Source organism: Luteimonas sp. e5 (assembly GCF_054031035.1).
This window is the reverse complement of the sequence record NZ_JBSTRX010000001.1, coordinates 1,112,745-1,134,704: the sequence shown is the minus strand read 5'-3', so window position 1 is coordinate 1,134,704 and position 21,960 is coordinate 1,112,745. Positions and strand designations below refer to the sequence as shown.

Annotated in this window: 20 protein-coding genes; 12 read left to right on the top strand and 8 right to left on the bottom strand. The window is 68.1% G+C overall.

Features of this window, described 5'->3' with window-relative positions:
• Positions 1-28: 28 nt before the first annotated feature.
• The 3 genes from ACW11F_RS05365 (at position 29) to ACW11F_RS05355 (ending at position 3,297) form a co-directional block, all read left to right on the top strand.
• Entirely contained in the window at positions 29-631 is a 603-nt protein-coding gene (locus ACW11F_RS05365) for a GNAT family N-acetyltransferase (protein WP_456995830.1), read from the top strand.
• Complete coding sequence (locus ACW11F_RS05360; protein ID WP_456995829.1) at positions 628-1,536, top strand: carbon-nitrogen hydrolase family protein; 909 nt, start codon at positions 628-630, stop codon at positions 1,534-1,536. Before ACW11F_RS05365 ends, ACW11F_RS05360 begins: the two co-directional genes overlap by 4 nt.
• Positions 1,537-1,650: 114 nt before the next feature.
• Positions 1,651-3,297 carry a M20/M25/M40 family metallo-hydrolase gene (locus tag ACW11F_RS05355; protein WP_456995828.1) on the top strand — a complete coding sequence of 549 codons (1,647 nt, stop codon included), beginning with the start codon at positions 1,651-1,653 and terminating at the stop codon, positions 3,295-3,297.
• 44 nt (positions 3,298-3,341) lie between these two features.
• Here the strand turns inward: ACW11F_RS05355 and ACW11F_RS05350 are convergent, their stop codons facing one another.
• A complete protein-coding gene (locus tag ACW11F_RS05350; protein WP_456995827.1) occupies positions 3,342-4,523 on the bottom strand; it encodes an NAD(P)/FAD-dependent oxidoreductase in 1,182 nt (393 codons plus the stop codon).
• 112 nt (positions 4,524-4,635) lie between these two features.
• Here ACW11F_RS05350 and ACW11F_RS05345 point away from each other — a divergent pair, with 112 nt between their 5' ends.
• Positions 4,636-6,726 (top strand): prolyl oligopeptidase family serine peptidase, encoded by a 2,091-nt coding sequence (locus ACW11F_RS05345; RefSeq protein ID WP_456995826.1) that lies wholly within the window; start codon positions 4,636-4,638, stop codon positions 6,724-6,726.
• A gap of 113 nt (positions 6,727-6,839) precedes the next feature.
• Here the strand turns inward: ACW11F_RS05345 and ACW11F_RS05340 are convergent, their stop codons facing one another.
• Entirely contained in the window at positions 6,840-8,726 is a 1,887-nt protein-coding gene (locus ACW11F_RS05340; protein ID WP_456995825.1) for a DEAD/DEAH box helicase, read from the bottom strand.
• A gap of 83 nt (positions 8,727-8,809) precedes the next feature.
• On the opposite strand from ACW11F_RS05340, the gene ACW11F_RS05335 reads away from it, so the two are divergent.
• The 3 genes from ACW11F_RS05335 to ACW11F_RS05325 all read left to right on the top strand — a co-directional run bounded on the left by ACW11F_RS05335 (position 8,810) and on the right by ACW11F_RS05325 (position 13,140).
• Positions 8,810-10,366, top strand: a complete 1,557-nt coding sequence (locus tag ACW11F_RS05335) for a protein adenylyltransferase SelO (protein ID WP_456995824.1) — start codon at positions 8,810-8,812, stop codon at positions 10,364-10,366.
• 31 nt (positions 10,367-10,397) lie between these two features.
• Positions 10,398-12,290 carry an ATP-binding cassette domain-containing protein gene (locus ACW11F_RS05330; protein WP_456995823.1) on the top strand — a complete coding sequence of 631 codons (1,893 nt, stop codon included), beginning with the start codon at positions 10,398-10,400 and terminating at the stop codon, positions 12,288-12,290.
• Positions 12,291-12,411: 121 nt separating this feature from the next.
• A complete protein-coding gene (locus ACW11F_RS05325; RefSeq protein ID WP_456995822.1) occupies positions 12,412-13,140 on the top strand; it encodes a DUF5666 domain-containing protein in 729 nt (242 codons plus the stop codon).
• An 18-nt stretch (positions 13,141-13,158) separates the two neighbouring features.
• Here the strand turns inward: ACW11F_RS05325 and ACW11F_RS05320 are convergent, their stop codons facing one another.
• From ACW11F_RS05320 to ACW11F_RS05305, 4 genes are all read right to left on the bottom strand, one after another.
• Positions 13,159-13,605, bottom strand: a complete 447-nt coding sequence (locus ACW11F_RS05320; protein ID WP_456995821.1) for a barstar family protein — start codon at positions 13,603-13,605, stop codon at positions 13,159-13,161.
• Entirely contained in the window at positions 13,602-14,030 is a 429-nt protein-coding gene (locus tag ACW11F_RS05315) for a ribonuclease domain-containing protein (protein WP_456995820.1), read from the bottom strand. The genes ACW11F_RS05320 and ACW11F_RS05315 overlap by 4 nt, the downstream gene beginning before the upstream one ends.
• A 40-nt stretch (positions 14,031-14,070) precedes the next feature.
• On the bottom strand, positions 14,071-14,253 hold the full coding sequence (locus tag ACW11F_RS05310; protein ID WP_456995819.1) for a hypothetical protein: 183 nt from the start codon (positions 14,251-14,253) through the stop codon (positions 14,071-14,073).
• Positions 14,254-14,425: 172 nt separating this feature from the next.
• The gene (locus tag ACW11F_RS05305; protein WP_456995818.1) at positions 14,426-16,216 is read right to left on the bottom strand and encodes a M14 family metallopeptidase; all 1,791 of its coding nucleotides are present in this window, start codon (positions 16,214-16,216) and stop codon (positions 14,426-14,428) included.
• 164 nt (positions 16,217-16,380) lie between these two features.
• Between ACW11F_RS05305 and ACW11F_RS05300 the strand changes: the two genes are divergently transcribed.
• Positions 16,381-16,986: a rhomboid family intramembrane serine protease gene (locus ACW11F_RS05300; protein ID WP_456995817.1), complete on the top strand. Its 606-nt coding sequence runs from the start codon at positions 16,381-16,383 to the stop codon at positions 16,984-16,986.
• A 6-nt stretch (positions 16,987-16,992) separates the two neighbouring features.
• Here the strand turns inward: ACW11F_RS05300 and ACW11F_RS05295 are convergent, their stop codons facing one another.
• The gene (locus ACW11F_RS05295) at positions 16,993-17,247 is read right to left on the bottom strand and encodes a hypothetical protein (RefSeq protein WP_456995816.1); all 255 of its coding nucleotides are present in this window, start codon (positions 17,245-17,247) and stop codon (positions 16,993-16,995) included.
• Positions 17,248-17,428: 181 nt separating this feature from the next.
• Between ACW11F_RS05295 and ACW11F_RS05290 the strand changes: the two genes are divergently transcribed.
• The 4 genes from ACW11F_RS05290 to ACW11F_RS05275 all read left to right on the top strand — a co-directional run bounded on the left by ACW11F_RS05290 (position 17,429) and on the right by ACW11F_RS05275 (position 19,641).
• Positions 17,429-17,704: a GNAT family N-acetyltransferase gene (locus tag ACW11F_RS05290; RefSeq protein ID WP_456995815.1), complete on the top strand. Its 276-nt coding sequence runs from the start codon at positions 17,429-17,431 to the stop codon at positions 17,702-17,704.
• Between the two features lie 215 nt (positions 17,705-17,919).
• Positions 17,920-18,129: a cold-shock protein gene (locus ACW11F_RS05285; RefSeq protein WP_456995814.1), complete on the top strand. Its 210-nt coding sequence runs from the start codon at positions 17,920-17,922 to the stop codon at positions 18,127-18,129.
• Positions 18,130-18,373: 244 nt separating this feature from the next.
• Complete coding sequence (locus ACW11F_RS05280; protein ID WP_456995813.1) at positions 18,374-19,114, top strand: RsiV family protein; 741 nt, start codon at positions 18,374-18,376, stop codon at positions 19,112-19,114.
• Positions 19,115-19,209: 95 nt separating this feature from the next.
• Positions 19,210-19,641 (top strand): CBS domain-containing protein, encoded by a 432-nt coding sequence (locus ACW11F_RS05275; protein ID WP_456995812.1) that lies wholly within the window; start codon positions 19,210-19,212, stop codon positions 19,639-19,641.
• A gap of 73 nt (positions 19,642-19,714) precedes the next feature.
• Here ACW11F_RS05275 and ACW11F_RS05270 read toward each other — a convergent pair whose 3' ends face one another.
• Positions 19,715-21,922, bottom strand: coding sequence for a M3 family metallopeptidase (locus ACW11F_RS05270; protein ID WP_456995811.1), 2,208 nt, complete (start codon positions 21,920-21,922; stop codon positions 19,715-19,717).
• Positions 21,923-21,960: the final 38 nt, after the last annotated feature.

Below are 21,960 nucleotides of genomic sequence, written 5' to 3'. Positions count from 1 at the left end.
AGGCACGGCAGCCACTAGAATCGGCGGCATGAACACGGTTTCCCTGCAATGCGTGCATGGCGAGGGCATCGCGCCATGGCTGGCGGACATTGCCCGCCTGCGCATCATGGTGTTCGCCGAGTGGCCCTATCTGTATCAGGGTGACGCCGCCTACGAGGCCGGCTACCTGCGCGTGTACGCGCGCTCGCCACGCAGCATCGCGGTGCTGGCACTGGATGCCGACGGCGGTCTGGTCGGCGTGTCCACCGGGCTGCCGCTGGAAGACGAGGACGCCGCCTTCCATGCGCCGCTGCGCGAAGCGGGCATCGATCCGGCGCGGGTGTTCTATTGCGGCGAATCGGTGCTGTTGCCGCACTTCCGCGGGCGCGGGCTGGGGCATGCCTTCTTCGATGCGCGCGAAGCCCATGCGCGCGCCCTTGGCGGCTTCAGCCACACCGCGTTCGCCGCCGTCGAGCGTGCCGCGGACGACCCGCGCCGGCCTGCCGCACACCGTGGCAACGAGGCGTTCTGGCACAAGCGCGGGTATCGCAAGCAGGACATCCACATGCAACTGGACTGGCGCGAGCCCGGCCTTGGCGAGGTCAGCCATCGCCTCGCGTTCTGGTTGCGCCCGCTGGAGGAAGACCGATGAAGATCGCCGCCGCCAAGTACCCGGTCACCGCACCGCGGGACTTCACCGCCTTCGCCGAGAAGCAGGCCGCGCTGCTGGCCGAGGCACGTGCCGCCGGTGCCGAACTGGCGCTGCTGCCCGAATATCTCGCGCTGGAACTGGCCGCCGGTTTCGAACCGGCCACGCGCGCCGACCTGCACGCGTCGCTGGCCGCGTTGCAGCCGCTGCATGGCGAGTGGATGCGCTTGTATTCCGGCCTCGCGCAGGAGCTCGGCATGGACATCGTCGCCGGCACGTTCCTGCTCGATGTCGGTGGCGGACGTTATCGCAACCGCAGTTACCTGTTCGCTGCCACGGGCGGCCATCTGTGGCAGGACAAGCTGCGCCTGACCGGCTTCGAAAAGCAGGCCGGGGTGATCGAGTCGGGTGATGCGCTCAAGGTGTTCGGCCTCGGCGACGTGCGCGCGGGCATCGCGGTCTGCTACGACAGCGAGTTCCCGTTGCCGGTGCGTGCCCAGTGCGAGGCCGGCGCGCGCCTGCTGCTGGTGCCCAGTTGCACCGATACCGCCGCCGGTGCGACGCGCGTGCGCGTGGGTTGCCTGGCGCGGGCGCTGGAGAACCGCTGCTTCGTGGCGCAGGCGGTGACCACCGGCGAAGCGCCTTGGTCGCCGGCACTGGACAGCAATACCGGCGAGGCCGCGCTGATCGCGCCGATGGATGTCGGCCTGCCGCATGACGGCCTGCTGGCGGAAACCGCGGGCGCGGCCCATTGGGCGATCGCCGAGCTGGATTTCGCCGCGCTCGAGGCCAGCCGCGCGCAGGCCCAGGTGGCCAATGACCGCGATTGGGCGGCGCAGTACTTCCCCAGCATCGTGCGCGCGCGGCTCGATGCGCCGGAATCGGAGCCGTGCCGCGCGGTGGCCTGAGCCGGGCACGAACCGCGTCCGGCATGTCGCACCCGTGACTGATGGCATGGGTCGCCGCCGCTGTTGCCGGCTATGGTCAATCCTTTCACCTTGCTTGAGTGACGGGAGAGGATGATGAAGGTCATGGGGTTGCGGGCCGGGGTGCTGGCTCTGGCAGTGGGGGTCTGCGGCGTTGCAGTGCAGCCGCCGGCACTGGCGCAGGCGGCGCGCGCCCAATCGCTGGAACCGGTGGATGTGGCGATGGCCTCGCGCATCCGTCAGGAAGCGTTCCAGCGCTCGCAGGTGATGAACACCCTGACCCATCTGACCGAGAACATCGGCCCGCGTCTGACCAATTCGCCGGCCATGCACCGCGCCAACGAATGGACCGCCGACACCCTGCGTGGCTGGGGCCTGTCCAACGTGCATCAGGAAGAAGTGGAAGACCTTGGCCATGGCTGGGAATTCAGCCATGCCAGCGTCGAGATGCTGAGCCCGCGCCGCATGCCGCTGCATGCGCTGCCCAAGGCGTGGACACCCGGCACCGAGGGTCCGGTGGAGGGCGAGGCAATGGCGGTCAAGCTGGAAAATGCGGCCGACCTGGAGAAGCACAAGGGCCAGTTGCGCGGCAAGATCCTGTTCCTGTCCGACGCGCGCGAATACAAACCCGGCATCGAACCGGACTTCCATCGCCATGACGAGGCCGGTCTGGCCGAACTTCAACGTTTCGCCGTGCCCAAGGATCGCGCGCAAAGTGATCGTGCGGCCAACGTCCGCCGCTTCCGCGAACGCACCGAGTTCACCCGCAACCTCAACCGCTACCTTGTGGAAGAGGGCGTGCTGGCCACGGTTTCGATCAGCGGCTGGGACAACGGCATCATCCGCGTCGGTGGTGGCGGTTCGCGCAAGCCGGGCGAGCCGGTCGGGGTGCCGGATCTGGCGATGATCGCCGAGCACTACAACCCGGTGATGCGTGCGCTGGAGCGCAAGCAGCCGGTACGCCTGCGCATCGAGGTGGATGCGCGCTTCACCGGCACGGGCCACGAGCCGGGCTACAACACCATTGCCGAGTTGCCGGGAGGCAACAAGCGCGACGAGATCGTGATGCTCGGTGCGCACCTGGATTCCTGGCACACCGGTACCGGCGCTTCGGACAACGCCAGCGGCGTGGCGGTGATGATGGAGGTGATGCGCATCCTCAAGGCAGTCGGTGCCAAGCCGCGGCGCACCATCCGCTTGGCGCTGTGGACGGCAGAGGAGCAGGGCCTGATCGGCTCCAGCGCCTACGTCGCGCGCCACTTTGCCAGCCGTCCGCAACCGAGCGATCCCGCCGAAGCCGCGTTGCCGGCCAGCCTGCGCGCGCCGACCGGTCCGTTGCAGCGTCATCGTGATTACGACAAGTTCTCGGCCTACTTCAACATGGACAACGGCAGCGGGCGCATCCGCGGCATCTATGCGCAGGAAAACCTCGAGGCGATGCCGATCTTCGAAGCCTGGCTGCGGCCGTTCAACGACATCGGTGCCACCACCGTGGTCAGCCGCAACACCGGCAGCACCGATCACATCCCGTTCGACCGCGTCGGCCTGCCCGGCTTCCAGTTCGTGCAGGATCGGCTGGACTACTTCACCAACGTCCATCACAGCCACCTCGACACCCTCGACCATACCCAGCCCGACGACCTCAAGCAGGCGGCGGCGGTGATCGCGTTCTTCGTCTGGCAGGCGGCCAACCGCGAGCAGCGCATGCCGCGCAAGCTCCTCGTCGACGAAGCGGCGAACTGATCCGGGAATGCGAAACGCGATGGGCGCCACGTGCGCCCGTCGTCTTACAGGGCCAGGCCCGCGGCGTGGCCCGAAGCCCAGGCCCACTGGAAGTTGTAGCCACCGAGCCAGCCGGTGACATCGACCACCTCGCCGATGAAATACAGGCCGGGCACCGTTTTCGACATCATCGTGGCCGATGACAGGCCGGCGGTATCGACGCCGCCCAGGGTGACTTCCGCCGTGCGATAGCCTTCGGTGCCGCTGGCGGTGATCGGCCACTCCCGCAGTACCGCGGCAATCCCGGCCAGCGCCTTCGGCGTGTACTGGCGCATCGGTCGACTCGTTATCCAGTGCTCGCACAGGCGTTGCGCGAAGCGCCGCGGCAGGCGTTCGGCCAACAGGGTGTGCAGCTGGGCATCGCGCCGCGTGCGTTGCCAGGCCTGCAGCAGCGCGTTGGCATCCGCGCCCGGCAACAGGTCGATGGCGAGCGGCTCGCCGGGCTGCCAGTAGGAGGACACCTGCAGGATGGCCGGCCCGCTGAGGCCGCGATGGGTGAGCAGCATCGCCTTGCGAAAGGCGGCCGGTCCGCAGCGGGCCTCAACCGGCAGGGCTACGCCGCTCAAACCCTCCAGCCGCTGCAGGTGGGTGCCCGAGAGCGTCAGCGGCACCAGTCCGGCACGGGTCGGCAACACGCGGTGGCCGAACTGGCGTGCCAGTTCGTAGCCGAAGCCGGTCGCGCCCATGCGCGGGATCGACAAGCCGCCACTGGCCACCACCAGGGCCGGCGCATGCCGCTCGCCACGACTGGTGCGCAGGTGAAAGCCGGCATCGTCGCGGCGCACCTCCTCCACCGTGCAGCCGGTTTCGATGCGCACCCCGGCTGCCGCGCACTCGTCCAGCAGCATGCGCACGATCAGCTTGGAGGATTCATCACAGAACAGCTGGCCGAGTTCCTTCTCGTGCCAGGCGATGCCATGCCGCTCGACCATCCCGATGAAATCCGCGGGCGTGTAGCGGGCCAGTGCCGACTTGCAGAAATGCGGGTTGGCCGAGAGGTACTGCGCCGGGCTGGTGCCGAGATTGGTGAAATTGCAGCGGCCACCGCCGGACATCAGGATTTTCTTGCCGCAGCGATCGACGTGTTCGATCACCAGCACCTTGCGGCCGCGCTGGCCTGCGGTGATCGCGCACATCAGGCCGGCCGCGCCAGCGCCGATGATCAGGGCGTCGTAATGGTCTTGCATCGCGGCATTGTCGCCGCATGCGGGCGGGTGCTGCAGCGAGGATATGGATTGGGCATCATCGGGGTCTCAAGTCCACCCTCCATCTTCAGTTCGCATCCCCGGGGAGTTCCACATGAGTCGCCGTTTCATTCCGGCGGGCCGCATGGCCCGCGTCGCACTGGCCTTGCTGCTGCTTGCACCGATGGCGCAGCTGCTGGCACAGGCCAAGGTTCCGTTCAGTGCCGAGCGCAGCTGGCAGTTGCAGCGCATCGCCGCGCCGACCCTTTCGCCCGATGGCAGCACGGTGATCGCGCCGGTCACCCGCTACGACGTGGACAAGGACGAAGCACTGACCGACCTGTGGCTGTGGAGCCGCGATGGGCGTATCGAACGGCGTTTCACCGCTTCGGGAAAGGATCAGGCACCGTTGATCAGCCCGGATGGCAAATGGCTGGCGTTCACCTCCCGGCGCGGTGATGACAAGGCGCAGCAGCTGTACGTGATGCCGATGGATGGCGGCGAGGCGCGCCGCCTGACCGCAGTTGCCACCGGCGTGCACAGCGTCAAGTGGTTCGGCGACAGCCGCCGGCTGGCCTTCGTCTCGCGCGTGTTTGCTGATCTCGCGCTGGACGAGCAGGGCAAGCGCCTGGACGAGCGGCGCGAAGGCAAGATGACCGCGCGGGTATGGGACCAGGGCTCGATCAGTGCCTGGGACCAGTATCTCGACGAGCGCGAGCAGCACGTGTTCGCGGTTGCCATCGACAACACCGCCGACAATGCCGGCATCCGCGCGCTGACCCTGCCGCTGAAACGGCCGCTGCCGCGCAATGCCGTGCAGGGTGCCGCGCACCTTTACGACGTCGCCCCGGACGGGCGCGAGCTGGCCTTCGTCAGCAATTCCAGCGAACGTTCCAACCAATCCAACAGCGATCTGTTCAGCGTGGCTCTGGATGCCGCCGGTGCACCGACCGGCACCCCGCGCAACCTCACTGCGGACAACCCGGCCGGGGATTCCAGCCCGCTGTACAGCCCCGACGGACGCTGGCTGGCGTTCGTGCAGCAGCGGGTGCGCGGCTTCTATGCCGACCGCGGCCGGCTGATGCTGCGTGACCGCCGTGGCGGCGACAGTCGCGAGCTGTTCCCGGACTGGGACCGCAGCGCAGCGGGTCTGGTGTGGGCGGCGGACAGTCAGCGCCTGTATGGCGCCATCGACGATGCCGGCACCGTGCGTGCGCATGAGTTCCCGCTGCAGGGCGGCACGCCGCGGCCGATCACCGGCGAGGGTTCGTTCGGCCAGTTGGCGGTGGCCCGCGACGGCACCCTGGTCGGGCTGCGGCAGAGCTTCGTCGAGCCGCCGACGCTGGTGCGCATCGACCCGCGCAACGGCCAGGCGCAGAAGCTCTCGCGGATCAATGATGCACTGCTGGCCGGCACCGACATGGGCCGCTACGAATCGGTGACCTACACCGGCGCCGATGGCGTGCCGATCCAGATGTGGGTGAACTATCCGCCGGGCTTCGACCGCTCGCGCAAATACCCGCTGTTCCTGCTGATCCACGGCGGGCCGCACAGCGCGATCACCGATGGCATGAGCTTCCGCTGGAACGCGCAGGTGTTCTCCAGCTGGGGCTATGTCACCGCATGGCCGAACTTCCACGGCAGCTCCGGCTTCGGCCAGGCCTTCACCGATTCGATCAACCCCGAATGGGCGGAAAAGCCGTGGCAGGACGTGATCAAGGCCGCCGAATGGTTCGCCGCGCAGCCGTGGATCGACAGCAGCCGCATGGTCGCCGGCGGCGCCAGCTACGGCGGTTATCTGACCTCGGTGGTGCTGGGCCGGCCGCACCCGTTCAACGCGCTGATCAACCACGCCGGCGTGTACAACCTGTACACCCAGTACGCCGCCGACTTCAGTGCCGAGACACCGCGCTTCGGCGGGTTCTGGGAATCGGGCAACGACGAGGTGATGCGCCGCAATTCACCGCATTACGCCGCCGGCAACTTCAATACCCCGACCCTGGTGATCCACGGCCAGAACGACCTGCGGGTGCCGGTCAACCACGGCATCGAGCTGTACCACACGCTGCACAACCGTGGCGTGCCGACCCGCTTCGTCTACTTCCCGAACGAGAACCACTGGATCCTGAAACCGCAGAACTCGATCTTCTGGTACGGCGAAGTCAAGCGCTGGATCGAGCAGTACAACGTGCCGAAGCGGAATTGATCGAAGGGCCGCGCCTGCCCCGAGCCGGGCGGGCGCGGCGGCTCCCGCAGGATAATTATCCGACCGGCCCCGACCCTGTCCGCGTCCGCCCCGGCTTGGGCGGGCGCGGCGGCTCAGCCGTTCGGACGGCCCTTGGGCGGGCGGCCCTTGCCGAAGCCGGCGCGCTTGGCGAAACCGGGTTTGCGCGGGCGCTTGTCACCATCACGGTGGCCGGGACGTTCGCCGCGCTGTCCGTCGTCATGGCCGGAGCCGGGGCGCTCGCCGAAGCGGCGCGGGCGCATCGGCGTGTCGATGTCGGCGTCATCGGCCAGGCGCATGCGCAGCGGGCGCCCGGCCACGCGCACCTTCTGCAGATAGGTCAGCAGCTCCGGCGGCATGCCCTCGGGCAGATCCACCAGCGAGTAATCGTCGCGGATGTCGACGCGGCCGATGTAGCGCGATTCCAGCTCGGCCTCGTTGGCGATGGCGCCGACGATGTTGCCGGGTTTGACCCGGTGCGCATGGCCGACCTCGATGCGGTAGGTCTGCATGCCGACCTCGGCACCGGCCGCGGCGCGCGGCGGGCGCGGGCCGCGCTGCGCATCGCGGTCGCGCGGGGCGAAGTCGGGGTCACGCGCCGGCCGTTCACGGCGTTCACGCCGCTCGCGCGGCGGCGGCGCCGGCGGGTCGTCGGGCAGGAACATCGGCGCATCGCCCTGCAGCAGCTGTGCCAGCGCGGCGGCGATGTCGGCCATCGGCACGTCATGCTCGCGCTCGTAGTCTTCCAGCAGGCCGCGGAACAGTTCGCGGTCGGCGCCGTCCAGTGCCGCGCTGATGCGGTCGCGGAAGCGGCTGATGCGCTGCTGGTTGACATCGGCGGCGCTCGGCAACTGCATCGGTTCGATCGGCTGCCGCGTGGCGCGTTCGATCGCGCGCAGCATGCCGCGCTCGCGCGGGGTCACGAACAGGATCGCCTCGCCCTTGCGCCCGGCGCGGCCGGTGCGGCCGATGCGGTGCACATAGCTTTCGGTGTCGTAGGGGATGTCGTAATTGAGCACGTGGCTGATGCGGTCCACGTCCAGCCCGCGGGCGGCGACGTCGGTGGCGACCAGCACGTCCAGCTGGCCGTCCTTGAGCCGGGCGATGGTGCGCTCGCGCGCCTTCTGGTCCATGTCGCCATTGATCGCGGCGGCGGAAATGCCGCGTGCCGACAGCTTCTCGGCCAGTTCCTCGGTGCCGAGCTTGGTGCGCGCGAACACGATCATCGCGTCGAACGGCTCGGCCTCCAGGATCCGCGTGATCGCATCCAGCTTGTGCAGGCCGCTGACCAGCCAGTAGCGCTGGCGGATGTTCTCCCCGGTGGTGGTGGTCGATTTGATCGCCACTTCCACCGGCTCGCGCAGATAGGTCTGCGCGATGCGCCGGATCTGCGGCGGCATGGTCGCCGAGAACAGCGCGACCTGACGGCTGTCGGGGGTTTTCTTCAGCACCGCCTCGACATCGTCGATGAAGCCCATGCGCAGCATTTCGTCGGCTTCGTCCAGCACCAGCATGCGCAGCCGCGACAGGTCGAGGGTGCCGCGCTCCAGATGGTCGATCACCCGCCCCGGCGTGCCGACCACCACCTGCACCCCACGGCGCAGCGCGTGCAGCTGCGGCCCGTAGCCCTGGCCGCCGTAGATCGGCAGCACCTGGAAGCCACGCTGGTGCGCGGCATAGGTCTGGAACGCCTCGGCGACCTGGATCGCCAGTTCGCGGGTCGGGCACAGCACCAGCGTCTGCACGCCGGCCTGCGCCGCATCGAAGCGGGCCAGCGCCGGCAGCGCGAAGGCCGCGGTCTTGCCGGTGCCGGTCTGCGCCATGCCCAGCACGTCGCGGCCGGCCAGCAGCGGCGGGATAGTCTCGGCCTGGATCGGCGAGGGCGTTTCGTAGCCGACATCGACCAGTGCCCGCAACAGGTGGTCGGGCAGGCCGAGGGCGGCAAAGGCGGGCAACAGGGGAGGGGAATCGGCGGCGCTCATGGCGGGACTCCTGCGCATGGCGCGTGGGACGAGCGATCATTTTACGCTTGTTATCGGCCTGCGCTGGCCGCATCTGTGAAGGCATGCAGCTGGTATTCGACAATCGCCTGCCGCGCGCACTGCCCGGTGACCCCGAGCCACGCAACTTCGTGCGCCAGGTGGAGGCCGCGTGGTCGGCGGTGATGCCCACGCCGGTGGCCGCGCCGCGGTTGATTGCGGCATCGGCGGACATGCTGGCCGCGCTGGGTCTGGATGCCGATGACGCGGCCGCGCCCGAGTTCGCCGAGGTGTTCGCCGGCAATGCGCTGCTGCCGGGCATGCAGCCGCATGCCGGCAATTACGGCGGGCATCAATTCGGCAGCTGGGCCGGGCAACTCGGTGATGGCCGCGCGATCACGCTGGGCGAAGTGGTCGCACCCGATGGCCGGCATTGGGAGTTGCAACTCAAGGGCGCGGGGCCGACGCCGTATTCGCGGCATGCCGATGGCCGTGCGGTGTTGCGCTCGTCGATCCGCGAATTCATCTGCAGCGAGGCGATGCATCACCTCGGCATTCCGACCACCCGTGCGCTTGCGCTCCTCGCCACCGGCGAGTCGGTGGTGCGCGACATGTTCTACGACGGCCATCCGCGGCCCGAGCCCGGTGCCATCGTCTGTCGCGCCGCCCCCTCGTTCCTGCGCTTCGGCCATTTCGAGCTGCCCGCGGCGCGTGGTGACATCGAGTTGCTGCGCCGGCTGGTGGCGTTCTGCATCGAGCGCGACTTCCCGCACCTCGCCGCGCTGGACGGGCAGGCGCGGCTTGCCGCCTGGTTCGCTGAAATCGCCGAGCGCAGCGCGCGCATGGTCGCCGACTGGATGCGCGTGGGCTTCGTGCACGGGGTGATGAACACCGACAACATGAGCGTGCTCGGCCTGACCATCGATTACGGCCCCTATGGCTGGCTGGATGATTACGACCCGGACTTCACCCCCAACACCACCGATGCCCATGGCCGCCGTTACCGCTTCGGCTGGCAGCCGCGCATCGCGTTGTGGAATCTGCAGCAACTGGCCGCAGCGCTCTCGCCGTTGTTCCACGATGCCGAAGCACTGCATGCCGGCCTGCGCGCCTATGGCACGGAATTCGCCCGTGCCGACCGCGACAACATCGCGCGCAAGTTCGGGCTTGCCGCCTGCGATGCGGAGGCGATGGAACTGATGCGCGCCCTGCAGGCGTGGATGCAGCGGGCCGAGGTCGACATGACCGTGTTCTTCCGCATGCTTGGCGCTCACCCCGCCGACGCGCTGCGCCCGGAGCGGTTTGCCGATGCCTTTTACGATGACGCCAGGCGCGAAGCCCATGCCGCGGAGTTTGCCGAATGGTTGCAGCGTTATCGCCAGCGCGTGCGCGCCGATTCCCTTACCGCCGATCAGCGCCGCGCACGCATGCAGGCCGCCAACCCGGCGTTCATCCCGCGCAACTGGCTGCTGCAGCAGGCCATCGAGCGTGCCGAGGCGGGTGACGAAGGCGGCATCCATGAACTGCTCGCCGCCGTGCAAAGCCCGTATCGGGAACAGGCCGCATTCCCGTTCGTCACGAGCAAGCGCCCGGACTGGGCGCGCGACAAGGCCGGCTGCTCGATGCTTTCCTGCTCCTCGTGAGGGCGGGCAGGCCGCCCGCTAGAATCCACGCATGCCCCTGATCACCCTGAATGCCGTCGACTACAGCGTCGGTGGCCCGTTGTTGCTGCACGCGGTCGATCTCGCCATCGAGGCGGGCGAGCGCATCGCGCTGATCGGCCGCAATGGCGCCGGCAAGTCCACCCTGATGAAGCTGATCGCCGGCGAACTCAAGCCCGATGACGGCGTGATCCGCATCGAGTCCGGGCGCCGCATCGCGCGGCTCGAACAGGAAGTGCCACAGGACGCGCGCGGCAGCGTGTTCGACGTGGTGGCGCAGGGATTGGGCGAGGTCGGCGCGCTGCTGGCGCGCTACCACCAGCTGGTGCAGCAGCAGCCGGTGGATACCGACGCGCTGGCGCGGGTGCAGGGCGAGATCGAAGCCGTGCACGGCTGGTCGCTGGATCGCCGGGTCGAAGAACTCCTGCAACGGCTGGAGCTGGATGGCGAGGTGGACTTCGCACGCCTGTCCGGCGGGATGAAACGGCGCGTGCTGCTGGCGCGGGCGCTGGTGTGCGAGCCGGACCTGCTGCTGCTGGACGAGCCGACCAACCACCTCGACATCGCCGCGATCGACTGGCTGGAAGGGTTCCTGCGCCAGTGGAGCGGGGCATTGCTGTTCGTCACCCATGACCGCCGCTTCCTGCGCAGCCTGGCCACGCGCATCATCGAGATCGACCGTGGCCGGCTGACCAGTTGGCCGGGCGATTGGGACAACTACCTGCGCCGCCGCGAGGAGCGGCTGCATGCCGAGCAGCAGGCGCATGCGCGCTTCGACAAGCTGCTGGCGCAGGAGGAAGCGTGGATCCGGCAAGGCATCAAGGCGCGTCGCACCCGCGACGAGGGCCGCGTGCGACGGCTCAAGCAGATGCGCGTGGAGCGTGCGCAGCGGCGCGAGCAGGCCGGCAAGGTGCGCATGGAGCTGGCCGGCGCACAGGCATCCGGGCGCAAGGTGATCGAGGCGCAGGGCGTGTGCTTCGCGCATGAGGGCGGCGCACTGCTGGTGCGCGATTTCGACACCCTGATCATGCGTGGCGACCGCATCGGCCTGATCGGCCCCAACGGCAGCGGCAAGACCACCCTGCTCAAGTTGCTGCTGGGCGAGTTGCAGCCCGATCGCGGCGAAATCCGCCAGGGCACGCAATTGCAGATCGCCTATTTCGACCAGTACCGCGCGCGGTTGCGCGAGGACTGGAACGCGATGGAGAACGTGGCCGAGGGCAGCGACAGTGTGGAGATCGGTGGCCGCCGCAAGCACGTGTTGAGCTATCTGCAGGACTTCCTGTTCACCGCCGAACGCGCGCGAGCACCGATCACCCGCCTCTCCGGCGGCGAGCGCAACCGCCTGCTGCTGGCCAAGCTGTTCGCACAGCCGTCCAACCTGCTGGTGATGGACGAGCCGACCAATGACCTCGACGTGGAGACCCTCGAGCTGCTGGAAGAATTGCTGGCCGACTATCCCGGCACCCTGCTGCTGGTCAGCCATGACCGCGACTTCCTCGACAACGTGGTCACCTCCACCCTGGTGATGGAGGGCGAGGGGCGGGTGGGCGAGTACGTCGGCGGTTACAGCGACTGGCTGCGGCAGCGGCCGGCACCGCGCGTGGCGGCGCCGGCACCCGCCGCCGCGGCGGCGACCGCACCCGAGCCGGCCGCCCCGGCGGCGAAACCGGCCCCGGCGACGAGGAAAAAGCTGGGCTACCGCGAGACGCGTGAACTCGAGGCCCTGCCGGGTCGCATCGAGGCACTGGAGGCGCAGATCGCCGAACACGGCGAGCGCATGAACCAGCCGGCATATTTCCAGCGCGAGGCGGCGCTGGTGCAGGCCGACACCGCCGCATTGGCGCAGTTGCAGGCCGAGCTGGATGCCGCCTACCTGCGTTGGGAGGAACTGGAGGGCGGCTGAGCCGGGCTGTCCGCGCGCCGGCGGCGGCAGCTGAACCGCGGCCATCGGTGGTTCGCGGATGACTCCGCCTTCACCCCGGTCAGTGCATTGATGGGCTTGGTTCTGATCCCGGAATGCCGCCATGAACGTCAAGACGCTCGTTTCCTCCGCCAGCATGATCGCTGCCAGCCTGCTGCTTGCCGGCTGTGTCGGCATGGGTGGCGGCTACCCCGGATCGGGCTACCCGGGCCCGGGTTATCCCGATGGCAGCGGTTATCCCGGCCAGGGCTATCCGCCACCGACCGGTCAGGGCCAGGCCATCGTCGGCGACGTCGATGGCGTGGATCATGCCAATGGCCGCTTCATGCTGCGCAGCGACGGCGGCTACGGCGGTTACGGCCAGCGCGTCGAAATCAACTACGACCGCAACACCGTGCTGTATTACCAGGGGCAGCAGCTTTCGCCGAGCGGGCTGGAGAACGGTGACCGCATCCAGGTGCAGGCGGTGCAGTCCGGCGGGCGCTGGTGGGCGCGCAGCATCGAGGTGCTGCGTGATGTGCGCAGCGGTGGCGTGCCGGGCGGCGGTTACGGCTATCCAAGTGGCCCATCGGGCGCGATCACCGCGATGTCCGGTGCGGTCAGCTTCATCGATGCGCGCAACCGCCTGCTGCACTTCACCTCCGGCGGCTACAGCGGCAGCACGCAACGGGTGCGCTATGACGAACGCACCTGGGTCGACTATCGCGGTCAGCGTTGGAGCGTGGACAGCTTGCAGCGTGGTGACACCGTCCGCATCGATGCCCGTGCCATGGGCAACGGCGAATACCTCGCCGAGCGCATCATGCTCGACGTGCGCGCACGCGATCGCTGATCGCCGGGATTGCCGGCGTCAGGTGCACCCGTCGGCGGGCGTGGGCAGCCGCGGGCCGCAGCGCTGCATCGACAGCAATGCCCACAGCGCGATGCCCTCGCGCGCCCATTCCTTGCAGGCGTCGTGCAGCACCTCGCACAGCACCGTTTCGCTGCGTGGCGATTCGCGGTGCAGCCGATCCAGGCCGCACAGCAGCAGCACTCGCGGTCGTGGCGGACCGAGCCAGGAAAGGTCGCCCAGGGCATCGTCCAGCGCGTCCCAGTTGCGGCCCCAGTCCGCTGGAAACTCCAGCGCCGCGGCGATGGCATCGAGTACCCCGGCCTTGTCGCCGACATCGGCAAGCTCGATCCGGTGCACCGCGAGGTCGGCCTCGTCGGCCAGCGCCTGCAGCGCCGGCACGTCCGCATGCATCAGCCGGTACACCCCGGCGCGGCTCGGGTCACGCAGGTCGGGCGACGTGCTCATGGCTGCACCTGGATGCGTCGGAAACTGCGGTAATGATCGTCGGTGTAATACCACTCGCGCGGCGGCTGGCCGCCGGTGACGATGCGCCGCGTGCCCCGGTGCGAGAGGCCGGGCGTTGCCACCGTGTATTCGCGGTACCAGCCGCGCGGTTGCCGCGGCAGATGGCCTTCGCGATTGGCGAACACGGTGCCGTCCTGGCGGTGCGGGAACGGCCCGCCGCGGCGGATCAGCTCCAGCGTGGCGTGCGCTTCGGCGGGCAGGTCCGGGTCGCCGCGCCGGCTCGCGGCCGGCACGTCCCCGGCCACGGTTGCGGACGCCACGGGCGCGCGCTCGGCTGCGGTTGGCGCCGGATCTGCCTGCCAACGCCAGAACAGCATGATCGCCGCCAGCACCAGCAGCGGCCACAACCAGGTGAGCTTGCGCATCGCCACAGTATGCCGTGCGATGGGTTCGGAATCAGGTCGCTCAGGCCGCGCGATCGTCGAGCAGGCCGTTTTCCAGGATGATCGCGTGGTCGTTTCCGCAGGGGCTGCGCACCGCGGCATGATGGCCGCCATGCTCAAGCCGCGAGATCGCGTGCAGCGACCAGCCGAACTGCTGCAGCTCCTGCAGGGTGGAGTGCTGGTGCTCGGTGAGGAACTCGGTCATTGCGTGGGTGTGGCTGAAGTGAGCGCGGGCTCACGATACGCTTGAACGCGCCATGAATGAAAGAGACGTCGATCGCAATTCCGGGATCGATCGCTGCATCGAATCGCGCTCGCGTGCCGCGGGCAAGCCGCGCACTGGAAGTGCGCGCTGACGCTGCCGGGGACGCCGTTGCTCAGTTCGGGGCGCGTTGCAGGCGCAGCACCGGGTAGTGGTTGAAACCGCTGTCCCAGGCCGGGTGGCGGCGGTAGAAGAACTCGAGCCGTTGCGCAGGCGATGCGGCGAATTCGGCATCTTCGGCCAGGCGACGCTCGAACTCCGCCTTGAGCGCGGCATCACTGGCCAGCATGCGCTCGGCCTCGGCTTCGGCCACGTAAGACTCCATGTATTCCTTGCGCTCGAACGCGTTGTGGAAGTCGCCCCAGGCGGCGAGGCTGTCCGGTGCCTGCGGCTCCAGCAGGCCCATCAGCAGGCGTGACCGGGGCTGCGCGATCGGCACGAACAGTGCGCCGGCACCGATGTCACGGGTCTCCGCCTGCCATTCGCCGTGCAGGCTGATGCGCTGCCGGCCTTCCATGCTGCGCGGGGCGAACTCGCTCCGCTGCACGCGGAACACCTCCGCCGCCAGCCCGCTGCGTGGTGCCTCCAGGCGCCGGTAATCGATGCCGTGCAGGTCGAGTTTTTCCGCCACCCTTGCGGCCCAGGCGGCCGGCACCAGATAGCCGGCATCGGGGGCGCGCACCTCAAGCGCCGGCGCCACGCGATTGCGCAACGGCACGCGCCAGACCTCGGGCACGGATTCGTCATAGCGGGTCATCAGCGCGCCGGAGATCGGCGAGGCGCTGCGGGTATAGGCATGGCCCTGGAACTCGATCGTGCGCGGCTCGTCCAGCACTTTCCACTCCAACGGGTGCATGCGTCCGGCAAGCTTGGCGCCGCGGCGGTCGGCGGCATGTGCCTCGGCCTGCCAGCGCGCACCGTTGCGCGCGACGAGCTCGAGCAGGTGCTGCAGGGTGCGGCGGGTGCTCTGCACGCGCTCGACATAGGGACGCCAGCTGTGGGTTTCGACCAGGATGCCGACGCGGTTGCGCAGCTGGAAATAGCCGTGCGAGAAGCGCGGCGTGGGCACGTTTTCGGAAAAACCCGAGGCCGGGTTGTCGTATTCGACGAAGCTCGGATAGAAATCCAGTGGCAGGTGGCCCTCGCCGCGCAAGCCTTCGATGATGCCGTCGCGCAGTGCGCGGCCGACCTTGCGCATGCCTTCGTCACCGGCATTCACCGGCTCGGCGGTGATCGAGATGTCGTGCTGGAACTGCGCGCCGTTGGTGGCATGCAGATCGATCTCGACCAGCGGGTCCCAAGCCTCGACCAGGCGCAGCATCGCCTGCATCTCCGGGCTGTCGGCCTTCATGTAGTCGCGGTTGAGGTTGTAGCGCTGTGCGGTGGTGCGAAAGCCCATCTGCGCGGGGCCACGCTGATTGGGCCGGTTCCAGGCGCGGAAGTTCTCGTGTCCGTCGACATTGAACACCGGCACGAACAACAGCACCTGGCGCTCCAGCACGCCCGGCAGCGTGCGCCCGGCAAGCAGGTCGCGCAGCAGCCAGAAGCCGGCATCCTTGCCGTCGATTTCACCGGCATGGATGCCGCCCTGTGCCAGCACCACCGGCAGCCCGGCCTTGCGCGCGGCGGCGGCATCCAGTGCACCACTGCGCGAGATGGCCAGCGCCTTCATCGGCCGGCCTTCGGGCGTGGTGCCGAAGTCGAAACAACGCACCGCATCCGGGTGCGCGCGGGCGAAGGCATCGCACAGCGCGATGACTTCATCGTAGCGCCCGGTTTCGACAAAGCCGCTGCGCTCGGCGTGGGTGGTCAATGCCCTTTCGTCGGCCTCGACGGCGGCGCCATGCGCGGGAGTGGCGGGCAGCGCCAGCAGGCTGGCGGCGAGGGCGAGGGGCAACAGGCGCATGTGCGATGTCCGTGGGCGGGAAACGCCGATGGTAACCGCCACTGTCGCCGCGCAGGGGCGGTTTGCTAGGCTGACCCGGTTTTGGTCGAGGCCGAGGAGCCCATGCTGAGTCCATTGTCTGAAGTGCCGTCACTGGACGGAGCTGCGGTGCCGGGAGTGGGCACATGGTGACCCTGGTGGTCATCGCCGTCACCGTGCTGGTGTCCTGGCGTGCCTTCAACGACCCGCGCCTGGCCGAGCGGCTGATCCTGTGGCCGCCGGCGATCAAGCGTCAGCGCCAGTACGAGCGCCTGCTGACCCACGGCTTCATCCACGCCGACGGCATGCACCTGCTGTTCAACATGGTCACCCTGTTCTTTTTCGGGCGGATGGTGGAAGCGCTGTTCGGTGGTGGCGTGGCCGGTGCGGCCGGCTTCCTGTTTTTCTATCTGTCGGCGATCGTGATGGCGATCCTGCCGACCTACATGCGGCACCGCGATGATCCCCGTTATCGCAGTCTCGGCGCGTCGGGCGGCACCTCGGCGGTGCTGTTCGCCTACATCCTGTACGCGCCGTGGTCGAAGCTGGTGATCCTGCCGATCCCGATCCCGATCCCCGCGATCGTGTTCGCCGTGCTCTACACCGCCTATTCGATCTGGATGGAGCGCCGGGGCGGCGACAACGTCAACCACAGCGCGCACCTGTTCGGCGCGGCCTACGGCGTGCTGTTCATGCTGGTGACGCGGCCCGGCCTGCTGCCGCATTTCCTGCGACAGATCGGCCTGGGCTGAGGCGCATCACACCGCCAGCGACAGGTCTTCGCGCATGAAGTCGTGGTCAACGCGCAGGCGCGGCTTGGGGGCGGGGGCTGCGGCGACGGCCTGCATCGGTGGCATGGCGGCGATGCTGGCTTCGAGGCGCTCGTCCTCGGCATAGGTTTCCATCAGGCCGCGATAAACCATTTCATCGATGCGCGCGGCCTCCTGGCTGCCGCGCTCGTCGTTGGCGCTGAAGGCGAACAGTTGATCGACGAGGCGTTGCTGGCTGGACATTTCTGATTTCCTTCGCACGGGACGGGTTGTGTGCATGAGGGATAAAGCAGGAACCGTGCCAAGTCTGCGCCCCGCTTTTTTGCGCATCCAATCACGTCCTGGCGATGCGCGGCGCGGTATACCGTCCGGGCAATGGGCGGGAACTGACCCGCAACGGCAACTGCGGCCAACGGAGGAAACCATGAGCCACGACATCCAGCACGATCCCGCGCAGCAGCGCTTCCAGCTCGACGTGGATGGCCATGCCGCCCACCTCGACTATGTCGAGCGCGATGGCGTGATCGCGATCACGCATACCATCGTGCCGGCGGCCATCGGCGGGCGCGGCATCGCCGGAAAACTGGTGCAGGCGGCGCTGGAGCATGCGCGTGCAGCAGGGCTGAAGGTCGACCCGCAATGCTCGTATGCCGACGCCTGGATCCGCCGTCATCCGGACTACGAGCCGCTGCGAGCCTGAACGCCGGCTTCGCGGCGCCTGCCACCGCGCGCTGTTGACGCACTTTGTCTCCGGATTGGTGTATGGTGCGCGTACTGTTTAGGCGGGATCACGGGACATCGTGATCCGATGTGGTTGATCGCGTGGTCGCTCCATCGTTTGCGTGTTGCCCCTTGCTCGACAGTCCGGCGTTCGCGCCGTGTTTCCATCCACTGTTTGTTTCAAGGAGTTGCAACATGTCTGATCGTCAGACCGGTACCGTCAAATGGTTCAATGACGCCAAGGGTTACGGTTTCATCACCCCCGAGAGCGGCGCCGACCTGTTCGTTCACTTCCGTTCCATCGTGGGCAACGGCTTCAAGTCGCTGCAGGAAGGCCAGCAGGTGAGCTTCAAGGTGGTGCAGGGCCAGAAGGGCCTGCAGGCCGACGAAGTCCAGCCGCTGTAAGGACGCGCGCCCGCGCCATCACGCGCGACGCGAAATGCAAGCCCGGCTCATGCCGGGCTTGTTCGTTTTTCCGCCATGAAAACGTCCCGTGCCGTGATGACCGGGCACTCACGCCGCGCTGGCTATGCTGGCCGCCAGTCCAACTCCAACGGTGTCACCCGCCTCCATGCGCCACATCCTGCCCACGTTCGTCTTCTGCTCGTTTTTGCTGGTGGCATGCAAGCCGCAGCAGGAGCACGCGGCTGTGCCCGCGCCCGATCCGGTTGCGGCGAGCAGTGCGGAAGCCGCCCCGGAACCGCTGACCGATGTGGTCGAGCGCAGTTCGCGCTATCTGGTCGGCATCACCTTCCCGGAAGTGGCCAATGCGCATCCGCCGCTGGCGGCGGCCCTGCGCGAATATGCCGATCAGGCGCGCAATGATCTGGACACCGCAGTCAGCGGCGCGGCCGACATCGTGCAAAGCGGGCTGCCGTACGACCTCAGCCTCAACTTCACCGACATCAGCCCGCGTGGCGGGGAAGCGGTGGTGATCGCCGCAGATGGCAGCCTGTACACCGGCGGCGCGCACGGCATTCCGCTGATCGCCCGCTTCACCTACCTGCCGGGCAGCAAGCGCATCCTGTCCGCACGCGATCTGGTGAGCGCGAACGAAGGCTGGCAGGCGATTTCCGACTATGTGCGCGCGCAATTGCGCGAAGGCGTCGCCGAGCGTCTTGAAGAAGACGGCGTGGCGCCGGATGAGCGTGCCGACATCAGCAAGCGCGCGTCCGCGATGATCGACGAAGGCACCTTGCCCGACGCGGCGAACTTCGACCAGTTCGAACCGATTCCGGCGGCCAGCGGCAAGTGGTTCGGCCTGCGCTTCGTGTTCCCGCCCTATCAGGTCGGCCCGTATTCGGACGGCACGCAAAGCGTCGAGGTGCCGGCCCGCATCCTGCTGCCCCATCTGGCACCGGAGTATCGGGAACTGTTCGAGGGCAGCTGAGGCGCCGACTGCCGGCTGAACCGCGCGCCGCGCGTTTCACGTGATGGCGATTGCGCCGCCTCGACACTGGGCGCTCCCCACCAAGGAGTACCCCGATGAGCGACATCACCAGCGTCATGAGCGCCAATCCCGCCAGCTGCCGCCAGGACACGCCGCTGCGTGAAGTGGCGCAACTGATGATCGACAACGACTGCGGCATGATCCCGGTGGTCGACGAGCAGAACCGCCCGGTCGGCGCGGTCACCGATCGCGACATCACCACCCGCATCGTCGCCTGCGGCAAGGATGCGGGCAGCGCCTGTGCCGCCGACGCGATGACCGCGCCGGTCACCACCATCACCAGCAACACCAGCCTGCACGATGCCACTTGCGCGATGGAGGCGGAGAAAATCCGCCGCGTGATCGTGGTCGATGGCGCCGGCGCGCTGGCCGGGGTGGCGGCATTGGCCGACCTAGCCCGCGCCGGCAAGGACGAGGCCACCGCACACGTGGTCAAGCACGTTTCGCAGCCGGGCAGCGCCGGCTGAGCCGTGGTTCCGATTCGGCCATGAAAAACGCCGCCCATCGAGGGCGGCGTTTTCGTGTGCGCGGAGGGCAGTCTCAGTTCGAGGTTCCGCCGGTCAGACCACGCCGCTCCAGCAGCGGTTCGATGCGCGGCTCGCCGCCACCGGTGAAGTCGCGGAACAGCTGCATCGCGTCCTTGCTGCCGCCCTGCGAGAGCAGACGATCGCGCAGGCGATCGCCATTGCCGCGGGTCAGGCCGCCATTGTCGCGGATCCACTGCACGGTGTTGGCGTCCAGCACTTCGGCCCAGATGTAGGCGTAATAGCCGGCCGCATAGCCACCCATGATGTGGCTGAAGTACGGCGTGCGGTAGCGCGGCGGCACCGCGGCGTAATCCAGACCCACGTCCTTGAGCGCCTTGGCCTCGAAGTCCATCACGCCCGCGGCCGCCGGCAGTTGATCGACCGGCAACTGGTGCCATTTCTGGTCGAGCAGGGCGGCACCGAGATATTCAGTGGTGCGGAAGCCTTCGTTGAACCTGGAGGCGGCCTCGACCTTGTCCAGCAGCGCCTGCGGCATCGGCGCGCCGGTCTGGTGATGCTTGGCGTAGTTGCTCAGGATCGACGGCCAATCGGCCCACATTTCGTTGACCTGGGAGGGGAACTCGACGAAGTCGCGCGGCACCGAGGTACCGGAGAAGTACGGGTAGTTCACGTTCGAGAACATGCCGTGCAGGGCATGGCCGAACTCGTGGAACATGGTGGTGACTTCGTCCCAGGTCAGCAGGGTGGGTTCCCCCGCCGGCGGCTTGGTGATGTTCTGGTGGTTGGCCACCACCGGCTTGGTGCCGAGCAGGCGCGACTGGCTCACGTAGCTGTTCATCCATGCGCCACCGCGCTTGGAGTCACGCGCGTACGGGTCGAAGATGAAGATCGCGAGCTTGGAGCCGTCGCGGTCGAACACGTCGTAGATCCAGGTATCCGGGTGGTACTTGGGCAGGTCGGTGCGCGGCTTGAAGCTGAGGCCGTAGAACTGGTTGGCGGCGAAGAACACGCCGTTTTCCAGCACGTTGATCATCTCCAGGTACGGCTTGAGCTCGGCTTCGTCGAAGTCGAACTTGTCCTTGCGCACCTTCTCGCTGTAATAGGCCCAGTCCCACGGCTCGAGCTTGAAGCTCGGCTGGCCCTTGGCCTTCTGCTCGGCGTCGATCATCTTCTGCAGCTCGGCGCCTTCCAGACGCGCATTGGCAACCGCCGCCGGGGCCAGCTGGGCGAGCATGGCGTTCACCGCCTGCTTGGTGCCGGCGGTCTGGTTGGCCAGCGAGAAGGCGGCGTAATCCGGATAGCCCAGCAACTTGGCACGCTCGGCACGCAGGCGGGTCACCTCGGCCACGATGCCGGTGGTGTCCCACTGGTTGCCGCGGCTGCCACGGTTGACCGAAGCCTTGTGGATGCGCTCGCGCAGGGCACGGTTTTCCAGCTGCGACAGCGGCGGCTGACCGGTGGTGTTGAGCAGGGTGATGACGTACTTGCCGTCCAGACCACGCGCCTTGGCGGCGGTCGCGGCGGCGTCGATCTGCGCCGGGGTGAGACCGGCCAGTTCCTCGCGGCTGTCCACCACCACCGCCGAATCGTTGACCTCGGCCAGCACGTCCTGGCTGAAGCGGGTGCCCAGTTCGGCCAGGCGCGAATTGAGCTGCTTCATGCGCGCTTTCTGCGTCTCGTCGAGGGCGGCGCCGGCACGCACGAAATCATCGTGGTAGCGCTCGACCAGACGCAGGCTTTCCGCGTCCAGCCCCAGCGAGGCGCGCTGGTCGTACAGGGCCTTGATGCGCGCGAACAGCTTCGGGTTCAGCGTGATCGCGTCGCGGTGCGCGCTGAACTTCGGCGCATAGTCCGATTGCAGCTTCTTGCGCGCATCGTTGGTATCGGTGCCGTTGAGGTTGGCGAACACCGCCATGGTGCGCGAGAAGCTGAGTCCGGCGCGCTCCATCGCGACGATGGTGTTGTCGAAGGTCGGCGCCTCGGGGTTGTCGGCGATGGCCTGGTACTCGGCCTCGGCCTCGGCCATGCCGTGGTCGAATGCCGGCGCGAAGTCGCTGTCCTTGATGCGGTCGAACTGCGGGTAGCCGAACTCCAGCGGGCTGGCCTCCAGCAGCGGATTGCCGGCCGGTGCCGGACGCGCTGTGCTGCTGCCGGCGGCAACCCCGTCAGCGGAGGGTGTGGTGGCGCAGGCGGACAAGGCGGTGGCGATACCCAGCGCAAGCGCGCTGGCCAGCGGGCGACGGAGCGAAATCGGCTTCATGCGGATAAAACCTCGATGGGCGGTACAAACCCCCACGA

What these genes read in the sequence shown, in the direction of transcription:
- ACW11F_RS05290 (WP_456995815.1), top strand. Translation starts at nt 17,429, where the DNA reads ATGAGCCACGACATCCAGCACGATCCCGCGCAGCAGCGCTTCCAGCTC.
- ACW11F_RS05355 (WP_456995828.1), top strand. Translation starts at nt 1,651, where the DNA reads ATGAAGGTCATGGGGTTGCGGGCCGGGGTGCTGGCTCTGGCAGTGGGG.
- ACW11F_RS05320 (WP_456995821.1), bottom strand. Translation starts at nt 13,605, where the DNA reads ATGAGCACGTCGCCCGACCTGCGTGACCCGAGCCGCGCCGGGGTGTAC.
- ACW11F_RS05295 (WP_456995816.1), bottom strand. Translation starts at nt 17,247, where the DNA reads ATGTCCAGCCAGCAACGCCTCGTCGATCAACTGTTCGCCTTCAGCGCC.
- ACW11F_RS05270 (WP_456995811.1), bottom strand. Translation starts at nt 21,922, where the DNA reads ATGAAGCCGATTTCGCTCCGTCGCCCGCTGGCCAGCGCGCTTGCGCTG.
- ACW11F_RS05350 (WP_456995827.1), bottom strand. Translation starts at nt 4,523, where the DNA reads ATGCAAGACCATTACGACGCCCTGATCATCGGCGCTGGCGCGGCCGGC.
- ACW11F_RS05335 (WP_456995824.1), top strand. Translation starts at nt 8,810, where the DNA reads ATGCAGCTGGTATTCGACAATCGCCTGCCGCGCGCACTGCCCGGTGAC.
- ACW11F_RS05345 (WP_456995826.1), top strand. Translation starts at nt 4,636, where the DNA reads ATGAGTCGCCGTTTCATTCCGGCGGGCCGCATGGCCCGCGTCGCACTG.
- ACW11F_RS05325 (WP_456995822.1), top strand. Translation starts at nt 12,412, where the DNA reads ATGAACGTCAAGACGCTCGTTTCCTCCGCCAGCATGATCGCTGCCAGC.
- ACW11F_RS05330 (WP_456995823.1), top strand. Translation starts at nt 10,398, where the DNA reads ATGCCCCTGATCACCCTGAATGCCGTCGACTACAGCGTCGGTGGCCCG.
- ACW11F_RS05365 (WP_456995830.1), top strand. Translation starts at nt 29, where the DNA reads ATGAACACGGTTTCCCTGCAATGCGTGCATGGCGAGGGCATCGCGCCA.
- ACW11F_RS05305 (WP_456995818.1), bottom strand. Translation starts at nt 16,216, where the DNA reads ATGCGCCTGTTGCCCCTCGCCCTCGCCGCCAGCCTGCTGGCGCTGCCC.
- ACW11F_RS05315 (WP_456995820.1), bottom strand. Translation starts at nt 14,030, where the DNA reads ATGCGCAAGCTCACCTGGTTGTGGCCGCTGCTGGTGCTGGCGGCGATC.
- ACW11F_RS05360 (WP_456995829.1), top strand. Translation starts at nt 628, where the DNA reads ATGAAGATCGCCGCCGCCAAGTACCCGGTCACCGCACCGCGGGACTTC.
- ACW11F_RS05340 (WP_456995825.1), bottom strand. Translation starts at nt 8,726, where the DNA reads ATGAGCGCCGCCGATTCCCCTCCCCTGTTGCCCGCCTTTGCCGCCCTC.
- ACW11F_RS05285 (WP_456995814.1), top strand. Translation starts at nt 17,920, where the DNA reads ATGTCTGATCGTCAGACCGGTACCGTCAAATGGTTCAATGACGCCAAG.
- ACW11F_RS05300 (WP_456995817.1), top strand. Translation starts at nt 16,381, where the DNA reads ATGGTGACCCTGGTGGTCATCGCCGTCACCGTGCTGGTGTCCTGGCGT.
- ACW11F_RS05310 (WP_456995819.1), bottom strand. Translation starts at nt 14,253, where the DNA reads ATGACCGAGTTCCTCACCGAGCACCAGCACTCCACCCTGCAGGAGCTG.
- ACW11F_RS05275 (WP_456995812.1), top strand. Translation starts at nt 19,210, where the DNA reads ATGAGCGACATCACCAGCGTCATGAGCGCCAATCCCGCCAGCTGCCGC.